Genomic DNA, 12,329 nt, shown 5'->3' on the forward strand with positions numbered 1-12,329 from the left:
TTCCTGTTCAGGCCCGCAGCCGCAGGCCGCGGGGCGTCGCGTGGAAACCGGCCGCCTCCAGGGTGCGGCCGAGCACCGAGGTGAGCGCGGACTCGCCGTTGGTGCGCTCCACCGTCAGCCGGCCGAGCGCGCCGTCCCGTACGGCCAGGGCGAGCGCGTCGGCGGCCGCCTGCAACCGCTCCTCGTCCGCGCCGTCGCCTTCGCGGCCGTCGCCCTCCGCTCCGGAGGCGCCGGGCCAGGCCAGCAGCGTCTTGCCGCCGCGCTCCACGTACAGCGTGAGCTCGCCGTCGACCAGGACGACCAGGGCCCCCGCCTTGCGCCCCGGCCGATGGGTCACCCCGGCGGGCTGCTCCGGCCACGGCAGGGCGGCGCCGTAGGCGTTGGCCGGGTCGGCCGCGGCCAGCACCACGGTGCGGGTCTTTTCGTGCCGGGTGTCCTCTCGGTCCCGCGCGTTGCTGATGGCCCGCAGGCGGTCCACGGCACCGTCCATGGCGAACTGCGCCGCGCCCAGCCCCTCCACGACGTATCCGCGGCGCGCCTGGCCGGTCTCCTCGAAGGCCGACAGCACCCGGTACGCGGCCGAGAAGCCGCCCTCCACGCCCTCGGCGGCCACCGCGCCCCGGGTGACCACACCGTGCCGGTCCAGCAGGGTGTGGGTGAGGGCGTGCGCCCGGTGCGTCGCGTCGGGCTCCGCCGCCGGCACGAGGGACCAGCGGCCCGCGGTCGTCGGCGGCCCGCCCCGCGACGCCGTCACCCGGGGCGCGGGCCGGCCGGTACGGGCCGTGAAGGCGCCGTAGCGGCCGCGGGGCACCGCGCGCGGCGCCCGGTGCGCGGTGGAGCCCGCCGTACGGCCGGAGCCGAGCAGCGCGCGCAGCGGCGCGAGCGTGTCGTTGGTCAGCCGGCCCGACCAGGCCAGCTCCCAGACCACCTCGGCCAGTTCCGGATCGGACACCTCGTGCCCGGCGGCGCGGACCTGCTCGGAGACCTGCCGGAAGAACAGCCCGTAGCCGCCCGAGAGCGCATCCAGGACCGCGCGGTGCACCGGGGAGAGCTCCAGGGGCTGCGGCTGCGGCAGCAACAGGGGCGCGGTGTCGGCGGGATACAGCGACACCCAGCCGTCCTTGCCCTGCAGGGCACCGGCCCCCGCCCACACGATCTCGCCCGCCGACGTCAGCTCGTCCAGCATCGCGGGGGTGTAGTCCGCCACGCGGGCGGGCAGGACCAGCTTCTCCAGGGCCGAGGCGGGGACCGCGGCGCCCTGGAGTTGCTCGACGGCCCGCACCAGGCCGTCCAGGCCGCGCAGGCTGTGCGTGCCCACGTGCTGCCACTGCGGCAGGAAGGTGGCCAGCGTGGCCGGCGGCACGGGCTCCAGTTCGTGCCGCAGGGCCGCCAGCGAGCGCCGCCGCAGCCTGCGCAGCACACCGGCGTCGCACCACTCGTGGCCCGCGCCGCCGGGCCGGAACTCGCCCTGCACGACCCGGCCGGACGCGGCGAGGCGGTGCAGGGTGCCGTCGGCGACGGCGGTGCCCAGGCCGAAGCGCTGGGCGGCCTCGGCCGAGGTGAACGGCCCGTGGGTACGGGCGTAGCGGGCCAGCAGATCGGCCAGCGGGTCCTTGACGGGCTCGGTGAAGGCCTCCGGCACACCGACCGGCAGCGCGGTGCCGAGCGCGTCCCGCAGCCGCCCGGCGTCCTCCACGGCGGCCCAGCGGTCCGTGCCCGCGACACGCACCCTGATCGCCCGGCGCGCGCCCTCCAGGGCGGCCGCCCAGCCCGGCTCGGCACCACGCGCGGCCAGCTCGGCGTCGTCCAGCGGGCCCAGCACCCGCAGCACGTCGGCGACCCCCTCGGGGCTCCTGATCCGCCGGTCCTCGGTGAGCCACTGCAGCTCGCGCTCCAGCTCCACCATCACGTCGGCGTCGAGCAGCTCGCGCAGCTCGGCCTGGCCCAGGAGCTCCGCCAGCAGCCGGGAGTCCAGCGAGAGCGCCGCGGCGCGCCGCTCGGCCAGCGGCGAGTCGCCCTCGTAGAGGAACTGCGCCACGTAGCCGAAGAGCAGCGACTTGGCGAACGGGGACGGCTCGGGCGTCGTCACCTCGACCAGCCGCACCTTGCGGGACTCGATGTCGCCCATGAGCTCGACCAGCCCGGGGACGTCGAAGACGTCCTGCAGGCACTCGCGGACGGCCTCCAGCACGATCGGGAACGAACCGAACTCCGACGCCACCTGGAGCAGCTGGGCGGCCCGCTGGCGCTGCTGCCACAGCGGCGTGCGCCTGCCCGGGTCGCGGCGCGGCAGCAGCAGCGCGCGGGCTGCGCACTCCCGGAACCGGGACGCGAACAGCGCGGAACCGCCGACCTGGTCGGTGACGAGCTGCTCGACCTCGCCCTTGTCGAAGGCGACGTCCGCGGCGCCGACCGGGGACTGGTCGGCGTCGTACTCGGTGCCCTGCCGCGCCGGGTCCACGTCGAGCAGGTCCAGGCCCATCAGGTCCGCGTCCGGCAGGCGCAGCACGATGCCGTCGTCGGCGTGCATCACCTGCGCGTCGAAGCCGTACCGCTCACCGAGCCGGGCGCCCAGCGCGAGCGCCCACGGGGCGTGCACCTGGGCGCCGAAGGGGGAGTGGACGACCACCCGCCAGTCGCCCAGCTCGTCCCGGAAGCGCTCCACCACGATGGTGCGGTCGTCGGGCACATGGCCGCAGGCCTTTCGCTGCTCCTCCAGGTAGGCCAGCACATTGTCGACCGCCCACGGGTCCAGGCCCGCGGCGGCCAGCCGGGCCCGGCCCTTCTCCGGATCCAGGGCGGCGACCTCGCGCAGGAAGGCGCCGAGCGCACGGCCGAGTTCGAGCGGGCGGCCGAGCTGGTCCCCCTTCCAGAACGGCAGCCGCCCGGGCACCCCCGGCGCGGGGGAGACCAGCACCCGGTCGCGGGTGATGTCCTCGATCCGCCACGAGGTCGTGCCCAGGGTGAAGACATCGCCCACCCGGGACTCGTAGACCATCTCCTCGTCCAGCTCGCCGACCCGGCCGCCGCCCTTCTTCGGGTCGGCGCCGGCCAGGAAGACCCCGAACAGGCCGCGGTCGGGGATCGTGCCGCCCGAGGTCACCGCCAGGCGCTGCGCGCCGGGCCGGCCCGCCACGGTGTTCGCCACCCGGTCCCACACCACGCGCGGCCGCAACTCCGCGAAGGCGTCCGACGGGTAGCGCCCGGCCAGCATGTCCAGCACCGCGGCGAACGCCGAGTGCGGCAGCGCCGCGAAGGGCGCGGCCCGGCGCACCACGGCCAGCAGATCGTCGATGTCCCAGGTGTCGAGCGCCGTCATCGCGACCAGTTGCTGCGCCAGGACGTCCAGGGGGTTGGCCGGGATGCGCAGCGCCTCGATCGCGCCTTCCCGCATGCGCTCGGTGACGACCGCCGACTGCACCAGATCGCCGCGGTACTTGGGGAAGACCACGCCGGTCGACACCGCCCCCACCTGGTGCCCGGCCCGGCCCACGCGCTGCAGTCCGGAGGCCACCGAGGGCGGCGACTCCACCTGGACGACCAGGTCCACCGCGCCCATGTCGATGCCCAGCTCCAGGCTGGAGGTGGCGACGACGGCCGGCAGCCGCCCCGCCTTGAGGTCCTCCTCCACCTGGGCGCGCTGCTCCTTGGAGACCGAGCCGTGGTGCGCCCTGGCCAGCAGCGGCGGTGCCCCGTGCGCCGCACCGGACTGCGCCATGATCTCCGCGGGCGGTGCGCCCTCGGGCAGGGGCTCGCCCATGGCCCGCTCGTAGGCGATCTCGTTGAGCCGGTTGCACAGCCGCTCGGCCAGACGGCGCGAGTTGGCGAAGACGATCGTGGAGCGGTGGTCCTGCACCAGGTCGGCGATGCGCTCCTCGACGTGCGGCCAGATCGAGGGCCGCGGGTCGTCGCCCTCGGTGGCCGGGGAGCCGCCCAGCTCGCCCAGGTCCTCGACGGGGACGACCACCGAGAGGTCGAACTCCTTCTGCGACGGGGGCTGGACGACCGTCACCTTGCGCTGCGGCGACAGGAAGCGCGCCACCTCGTCCACCGGGCGAACCGTCGCCGACAGGCCGATGCGGCGCGCGGGGCGCTCCAGCAGCTCGTCCAGCCGCTCCAGCGACAGCGCCAGGTGGGCGCCGCGCTTCGTCCCGGCGACGGCGTGCACCTCGTCCAGGATCACCGTCTCGACGCCGCGCAGTGACTCCCGGGTCGAGGAGGTCAGCATCAGGAACAGCGACTCGGGGGTCGTGATCAGGATGTCCGGCGGGCGGGTCGCGAGCGCGCGCCGCTCGGCGGCCGGGGTGTCGCCCGACCGGATGCCCACCCGCACCTCCGGCTCCGGCAGGCCGAGCCGCACGGACTCGTGCCGCAGTCCGGTCAGCGGACTGCGCAGATTGCGCTCCACGTCGACGGCGAGTGCCTTCAGCGGCGACACGTACAGCACGCGGCACCGGCGCTTGGCGTCGGCGGGCGGCGGCGCCGAGGCCAGCCGGTCGAGGGCGGCCAGGAACGCGGCGAGCGTCTTCCCGGAGCCGGTGGGGGCCACCACGAGTACGTCGGACCCGCCGGCGATCGCGCGCCACGCCCCCGCCTGGGCGGCTGTGGGCGCGTGAAAGGCCCCCGTGAACCACGCGCGAGTGGCGGGGGCGAACGCGTGGAGGGCCCCCGCGGGATCCTGCTCCTGCGGGGTGCCCCCGGTGCTCCGTCGCGACATGCCATCCATCCTGCCTCGCCGCACTGACAAACCGCCCGCACTCCGTGAGCGCAGCGCCCTTACCGGGCGGAGGCGGCCGGGAGCGGGGCGGGTGCGGGCGCAGACGGCGGCCGGCCGCGCTGCCGCCCAGCGCCCCTGCTGGCGGCCTTCACCGCTCCGCAGACCTTCGGGACGGCCGCGGGCTCGTGCTCGACGCGCGTGCCGCGGGTCCGGCGGCGGCCGGCGTCGCCCTCCTGCTGCCGCGCCCCCTTCCTGGTGGCCGTCACCGTGGCGGTGGTGGTGACCGGAGCGCCGCGGACCGTCACCGGATGACGGGTTAGTGTGACCGGTCACAAAGGATGCGCGAGTGAGGGGTGGGATTATGGCCGTCGACTCCCTGCCGGTCCTCTCCGACGCGGCCCGCGCCCTCGCGGCGCGCTGCGAGCACAAGGTGAACGAGATCGCCCGCTCCATGACCGTCCGCGCCTTCGCCGACCTCCCCGGTTGCGCCGACCTCCCCGGTTGCGCCGAGCTGCCCGCCGACGTGAAGGACGGGGAGCTGGCCGCCACCGCACGCCACGGCCTGCGGCTCTTCCTGCGCCGGGTCGTCCACGGCACTCCCGCCGAACGGCCGGAGCGGGGCGACCTCGACCGCTTCAGGGAACGCGCCGCCCAGCGCGCCGAGGAAGGGCTGCCCCTGCACCTGGTGCTGCGCGGCCATCTGCGCGGCACCACCGTGCTGTGGCGGGCGCTGCGCGAGGTGGCCCGGCCGGGTGAGGAAGCCGCGCTCGCCGAACTCGCCGACGTCCTCATCGGCATCCAGGAGGACATCGTCGGTGCCGTCTCCGAGACGTACCTGGACGAGCAGAGCACGCTCGCGGCCGAACGCCGTGCGGAGCGCCGCGTCCTGCTGCGTGCGCTGCTGGACGGCTCGCTCCCGCCGGAACGTGTCCCCGCCGAGCGGCTGGGCCTGACGGACGGCGGCCTGGTGCTCGCCCTCCACTTCCCGCCCGAGGACGCCGCCGGCCGCCACCCGGCGGGCGCGCACCGCAGACCGCGCCGCGCCCAGGCGGCGCTCGACCGTGCTTTCGGCACCGAGGTGCCGGCCCTGCTCGACGACACCGGGGGCCACGCCGTCGTCCCCGGGCACCCGGCTCTGCCGGGCGGCGACGACGCGCTGCTCGTCCCGCTGCGCCGCGTCTGCTCCGCGGGCCTGCGCCTGGCCGTCGTCACGGCCGCCGGCCCCGCAGACATCCCCGCCGCCGCCCGCACGGCGTCGGAGGTGCTGCGGGTGGCGCGCGCGGGCGGGCTGCCGCCGGGGCTGCACCGGCTCGACGACGTGCTGCTGGAGTACCACCTGTCACGGCGCGACGAGAGCAGCGACCGGATAGCGGCCCTGCTCGAACCGATCGCGGGCCGCCAGGACCTGGTCGAGACGCTGCGGACCTACCTCGGCAGCCGGCAGGAACGCCGCAGCACCGCACGGCAGTTGGGGCTGCACCCCAACACCGTCGACAACCGGCTCGCCCGGATCTGCGAACTCACCGGGCTCGACCTCGCCGCGCCGCACGGCACGGCCCTGGCACTGGCCGCGCTGCTGCTGCGCGACGCCGCCGGGTGAGCCGGCTCAGACCAGGCGTCCGTACGCCCGCAGGATGAGCAGCGCGTCGAGGGTGACCAGGGGCCGCCATTCCAGCAGCGTGCCGGGCGCCCACGCGGGCCGGCGCGCGGGCCAGCCGCCGTCGTCCTGCTGGGCGGCCGCCAGGAAGTCCAGCGCGCGGTCCATCTCCGCGTCCGTGAACCACTCACGCGCCGGGGAGTCCGGCGTGCGGGCGTAGTCGTAGGCGAAACGGTGCTCACCGTCGGGGGAGCCGGACGGCAGCGCGGGCTCCGGGTGCCGCCCCGGGTCCAGCACGACGAGCCGCTGCTCGCGCACGATCCGTCCCAGCCGCGCCGCCGCCGCCCGGGCCCGCGCGCGGTCGGGCGCGTGGTCCAGGAACGCCATCGCGGCCACGGCCTCGCCGGGGTGGGTCTTGTCCAGCGTCTCGATCGCCGCCCAGCAGAAGTCCGTGGCCCGGAACAGCCAGGCGTGCCACACCTCGTTTCGGTGCAACGTGCCCACCACGGGCGCGGTGGCCAGCAGGTCGCCCGGAGGGTCGTCCACCAGCGGCAGCCAGGGCGCGACCGGGAAGCCGCGCAGCGAGGGGTGGAGCGCGGGCAGCGCGCCCTCCGGGGTCGACACGGCCGTCACATAGCGGCAGATGCGCTCGGCGCGCTGGCCGCCGCACCTGCCGATCTCGTCGAGCACGCGCAGCGCGTGGGCCGCGTGCAGCGGCTGGCTGACCGTGCCGCGCAGATCGGGCTCCAGGGCGTGACCGAATCCGTCGTCGCCGTTGCGGTAGGCGGACAGCGCGGTCTCCACCGCGTCCGCGGGGCCGTTCCGGAAGTGGTACGCGAACCTGCGCTGCTCGAGCACGCGTGCGGTCAGCCACACGAAATGCTCGGCGCGTTCTAGCGGGGTTGCTGGCATGTGCGCACAGTAGGCCTCCGTAAGCGCTCTGCACACAGAAGTGCGTAGGGAGCACCCGGGCGTGCGACCACGCGCCCCCCAGTACGGGTCACAGGCCGACGAAAGTTGACGGCCCGGCGCGCCCCGGACTCAATGTGCCGGAAAACGCGGGGGAGGGGCGTCGTGGACGATCCATCGCGGGTGGCGGTACCGCCCGGCCGAGCCCGGTGGCGATGCGCGCGCGGGCTCCCAAGGGTTTGAATGGGAGGGGGAACCACGACATCGGACGACCGGGTGACTACACACACCGAGCCGGACAACCTCGGCTCGCCGCATGACGGCCGCTGCGCCCTGTTCGTCATCGACGGGCACGGCGACGTCCTCATGTGCACCGGCTCGGTCCGCGAGCTGACCGGTCGGCCCCCCGGGGCGGTGTGCGGACGTCCGGTCGCCGAACTCCTGACGACCCCTGACGCGTGGGCACGCCACCTTCCCGCGGCCGGTGCCGCCGACGCCGAGGGCGATGCCGAACTGCGGCACACCGACGGCACCGCGGTCCCGGTGCGACTGCGGGTGCAGTCGGTGGCCGCGGCCTGCGGGCCGGCCGGCGGCCTGGTCGTGACGGCCACACCCCGCGCGGTGGCGGAACGCCGCAAGGAGGACGAGGCGCTGCTCAGGGCCCTCTTCCAGCAGCGGCACGTGGGCCTGGCGATCCACGACATGGCGCTGCAGACCACCCGGCTCAACGTCTTCCCCGGCGCCCTCGGCCTGTCCGCGACGCTCGACGACCTCCATGTCGATCCCGCGCGCTGGGGCCTGGAGGACGTCCTCCTGCCCAAGGACGCGGAGACCCTGCGCGAGCAGCTCGAGCGCGTGGCCGAGACCGGGGAGCCGCTCGTCGACTGGGTGCACAGCGCCCGGCGCCGGGAGGCGCCGGACGTGAAGCGGCTGGCCTCCTTCTCCGCCTTCCGGCTGCACGGCGCGAACGACCGCCCCGTCGGGGTCGCCGTCATCTTCACCGACGTCACCCAGGAGCACGCCGCCCGCCAGCGCATGGAGCTGATGCACGCCGCCGCCGAGCGCATCGGCCGCAGTCTGGACGTCGCCAGGGTGGCCCAGGAACTCGTGGACGTGCTCGTCTCCCACCGCTTCGCCGACCTGGCCGCCGTCGACCTGACCCACACCGTGCTGATCGGCCAGGAGCCGGGCGAGTTCCGGCTCGGCGCCCCCTTCCGCCGGGTCGCGGTGGCCTCCTCCGACGGTTCGTGGCCCCCCGAGATCCACCCCCGGGGCGCCGGCTTCCGCCTGCGCAGCCTGGAGAGTGACCACCTGCGCCGCGGCGCGGCCGTCTACAGGGCGGATCTGACCTCCTGGCGCGAGGGCCTGGCCGGGGACCTGGAACGCAGCCGGCTGCTGCTGCCCGACGCGGCCACCTCCTTCCTGAGCGTGCCGCTGATCGCGCGCGGCCTGGTGCTCGGCGTCCTGGTGATGTGGCGGACCGCCGCCCTCCCGCCCTACGGCCTCGGCGACGCCGACCTCGCCGAGGAACTGGCCTCGCGGGCCTCCCTGGGTCTGGACAACGCCCGCCGTTACACGCGCGAGCACCGCACCGTCGAGGCGCTGCAGCGCAGCCTGCTCCCGCCGTCGATCACCGAGACCAGCGGGGTGCTGACCGCCGGCAGCTATGTGCCGGCGAGCACGACCGAGGCCGTCGGCGGCGCCTGGTTCGACGTGATCCCGCTGTCCTCCAGCCGGCTGGCGCTGGTCAGCGGAGACGTCACCGGCCACGGCCTGAACGCGGCGGCCACCATGGGGAGGCTGCGCACGGCGGTGCAGACCCTGGCCGACCTCGACCTGCCGCCCGGCGAACTCCTGGCCCATCTGGACGACCTCGTCGTCAGGCTCGGCGACGTCGCCCCGCCGCCCGGTGAGGAGGAGAACGGAACCGCGCGCGGCAGCGCGGTCGGCGCCACCTGCCTGTACTGCGTCTACGACCCCGTCGAGGGCCGCTGCGAGATGGCGAGCGCCGGGCATCCGCCGCCGGTGTACGCCGCGCCGGGCGCCCGCGCCGAGGTGATCGGCCTCAAGCCCGGTCCGGCGCTGGGCGTGGACAGCCTGCCCTTCGAACCGGTCGGCTTCGAGGTCCCCCCTGGCAGCGTGCTCGCGTTCTTCAACGAACCGCTCATCTCCCACCCCGACGGCTCCGCGCGGGAGCGGCTGGACCGGTTGTGCTCGGTGCTGGCGGCGGACCCCACCGGAACGCGCAGCCCCGCCCGGACCGGCCGGGCGATCCTCGAGGAACTCCTCGCCGAGCCGCCCGGCGACGACGTCACGCTGCTCGTGGCCCGCTTGCGCCCCCTGCCGCCCGGATCCGTCGCCACCTGGGAGTTCCCCGCCGATCCCGCCGTCGTGGTGCGGGCCAGGACCGCGGTGGAGAGCCAGCTGCAGCTGTGGGACCTCAAGCACCTGGCGTTCACGACCGAACTCATCACCAGTGAGCTGGTCACCAACGCGATCCGCTACGGCGGCGCCCCGGTCGGACTGCGCCTGATCCGTGACGACACCCTGGTCTGTGAGGTGTCCGACCCGAGCCAGACCCAGCCCCGGCTGCGCCGCGCCCGGCTGTCCGACGAGGGCGGCCGCGGACTGTTCCTCGTCGCCCAGCTCTCCAGCCGCTGGGGCAGCCGGTACACCGCGGGCGGGAAGACCATCTGGGCGGAGCAGCCGCTCTCCGAGTCCTGAGGTTCGCGTCAAGCGTCCGGGCCGCCCGGGTCGCCGGTTCGGGTGGTTCGCACTAAACCTGGGAGCACGATTGTAGGTGGTGCCGCGCGGCGCACCGCGCGTACGCCGACGGAGGTGGTTCCAGTGGCGCACGACGGCCCGCTCCCTTCCCTGGGCGACGCGGAGGCGGCGATCCTGCGTGCCCTTTTCACCCAGTCGCCGGTCGGACTGCACGTCCTCGACCCGGAGCTGCGCGTCGTCCGCGTCAACATGGGCACCCCCGCCATGCGCGGGGTGCGGGCGGAGGACCTCCTCGGGCGGTACTTCCGCGACGCCTATCCCGTTGTCTCGCCCGACGACGTGGAGGAGCGCGTGCGCCGGGTGCTGGAGACCGGAGTGCCCCTGATCGAGGACGTCGTGCGGACACGTCCGATCTCCGGGAACGGCGCGGAGCACTCCTACTCGGTCTCCGTCTTCCGTCTGGAGGATCCGGACGGCACGGTCCTCGGCGTCGCGCTCGCCGTGGTGGACGTGACCGAGCGGGAGAAGGGGCGTGCCCGGCTGCGCGTCCTCAACACGGTGCGCGATCGCGTGGGGCGCACCCTGGACGTGGTGGTGACCTGCGAGGAGCTCGTCGGCGCCCTGGTGCCCGCCTTCGCCGACGCCGTCGTGGTGGAGGTCGTCGACGACGTGGTCCGCGGCGACGACCCGCCACTGTCGCCGCTGCCCCGGGGCACCCCGCTGAGGCGGGCCGCCTTCGGCAGCAGCGCAGGCCCCGGGCAGCCCCAGGCGTACCCGGTGGGCGACGTGCGGAGCCTGCCCGACCCGACCCCGTACACGCAGGCCCTGTCCGACCTGCGTCCGCGTGTCCTGCGGCTGCACGCCGGACTGCCCTGGCTGGCCACCGACCCCGCCCGCGCCCGGGCGATCCGTGCCTCTGGGGTGCGGACGCTGCTCACGGTGCCCCTGGCGCTGCGCGGGACGGTGCTGGGGCTGATCAGCCTCTACCGCGCGGAACGGCTGGAGCCCTTCACCGAGGACGACGTCGAGATCGCGCTGCAACTGGCCGACCACACCGCCCTGTGCATCGACAACGCCCGTCGCTACACCCGGGAGCACAGCATCGCCGCCACGGTGCAGCGGCACCTGCTGCCCCGTCGCCCCGTCTCGCACACCGCGCTGGAGACGGCCTACCTGTCGACGGCCAAAGAGATCGCCGCGGGGTCCTGGTACGACACGATCCCGTTGTCCAGCGCCCGTACCGCCCTCGTCGTCGGGGACGTCGCCGGACAGGGCATCCACGCCACCGCCGGCATGGGCCAGTTGCGCACCGTCATCCGCTCGCTGAGCGCGTTCGACCTGGGGCCCGACGAACTGCTGGCCCGGCTCAACGACATCACGACCCACCTCGCCGCCGAGCGGGCCTCCTTGCCGCCCGCCGACCCGTTGCACCGGGAGGCGCTGACCGCCGCCTGCCTCTACGCCGTCTACGACCCGCTGACCGGCAGATGCACGATGGCCCGCGCCGGTCATCTGGCGCCGGTGATCGTACGGCCGGACGGCAGCGCTCAGATCCCGGACATCCCGGACGGGCCGCGGCTGGGCACCGCAGGGGGGACGCCGTTCGCTGCCGCCGAGCTCGACATCCCGGAGGGCAGCGTCCTGGCCTTCACCAGCTCGCCTGTGCTGTCCCTGCACCTGGCGGGCGGCTCCACCCTGCTCAAGGGCCGCCCGCCGGGGCGGGGCCGTCCGCTCCAGGACCTGTGCGACGAGATCATGTACACGCTTCCCGCGGGCGTCGACCGGGGTGTGCCCATGCTCCTGCTGGCCCGCACGCGCCCCTTCCCCGCCGACCGCGTCGCCGCCTGGCCGCTCGGGGAGGACCTCACGGCGGTCGCCACCGCGCGGGCCCTGGTCCGCGACCGGCTCGCCATGTGGGGAGCGGACGAGGACACCGCCTTCAACACCGAGCTGATCGTCAGCGAGCTCGTCACCAACGCCATCCGCTACGGGAGCCCTCCGATGCGGCTGCGCCTGATCCACGACCGGATGCTGACCTGCGAGGTCCGGGACGCCAGCCCCGCCGCCCCGCACCTGCTGCACGCGCGCACCGTGGACGAGGGCGGCCGCGGGCTGTTCATCATCGCCCAGCTCGCCGAAATGTGGGGCACGCGTTATGCGGAGGACGGCAAGACGATCTGGACCGAGCAGGCCCTCCCCGCGCCGCCACCGGGCTGACTTCGGCCGCCCCTCGCGGCGTTCCGCCGCTTCCACGGCCTCCGGCACCCTCGAAGCCCCTGACGCCACCGCGGCCCGCCGCCCCCTCAAGCGAACGGACCCGGTTTGTCTGACGCACCCTCCGGGGCGACGGAGCGCGGCGGCCGCGTTGCGGGGCCGGGCGAC

General features: G+C 75.2%; 5 protein-coding genes and 1 pseudogene. 4 read left to right on the forward strand and 2 right to left on the reverse strand.

What is annotated here, in order from left to right; translation table 11 throughout:
- Positions 1-7 precede the first annotated feature (7 nt).
- Positions 8-4,717: an ATP-dependent helicase gene (locus tag ACRWNP_RS26125; protein ID WP_431965421.1), complete on the reverse strand. Its 4,710-nt coding sequence runs from the start codon at positions 4,715-4,717 to the stop codon at positions 8-10.
- Positions 4,718-4,843: 126 nt separating this feature from the next.
- Between ACRWNP_RS26125 and ACRWNP_RS26130 the strand changes: the two are divergent.
- Positions 4,844-5,029, forward strand: a pseudogene (locus ACRWNP_RS26130) (AzlD domain-containing protein); the annotation flags it as partial.
- A 34-nt stretch (positions 5,030-5,063) separates the two neighbouring features.
- Positions 5,064-6,317, forward strand: a complete 1,254-nt coding sequence (locus ACRWNP_RS26135; protein WP_431965422.1) for a PucR family transcriptional regulator — start codon at positions 5,064-5,066, stop codon at positions 6,315-6,317.
- A 6-nt stretch (positions 6,318-6,323) separates the two neighbouring features.
- Here ACRWNP_RS26135 and ACRWNP_RS26140 read toward each other — a convergent pair whose 3' ends face one another.
- Positions 6,324-7,226: a hypothetical protein gene (locus ACRWNP_RS26140; protein ID WP_431965423.1), complete on the reverse strand. Its 903-nt coding sequence runs from the start codon at positions 7,224-7,226 to the stop codon at positions 6,324-6,326.
- Positions 7,227-7,499: 273 nt separating this feature from the next.
- On the opposite strand from ACRWNP_RS26140, the gene ACRWNP_RS26145 reads away from it, so the two are divergent.
- Together ACRWNP_RS26145 and ACRWNP_RS26150 are read left to right on the forward strand one after the other, a co-directional pair.
- A complete protein-coding gene (locus ACRWNP_RS26145) occupies positions 7,500-9,947 on the forward strand; it encodes a SpoIIE family protein phosphatase (RefSeq protein WP_431965425.1) in 2,448 nt (815 codons plus the stop codon).
- A gap of 123 nt (positions 9,948-10,070) precedes the next feature.
- Positions 10,071-12,164: a SpoIIE family protein phosphatase gene (locus tag ACRWNP_RS26150; protein ID WP_431965427.1), complete on the forward strand. Its 2,094-nt coding sequence runs from the start codon at positions 10,071-10,073 to the stop codon at positions 12,162-12,164.
- The last annotated feature ends 165 nt before the right edge of the window (positions 12,165-12,329 follow it).

Source organism: Actinacidiphila sp. bgisy160 (genome assembly GCF_965342435.1).
In the GTDB taxonomy this organism is placed as follows: domain Bacteria; phylum Actinomycetota; class Actinomycetes; order Streptomycetales; family Streptomycetaceae; genus Actinacidiphila.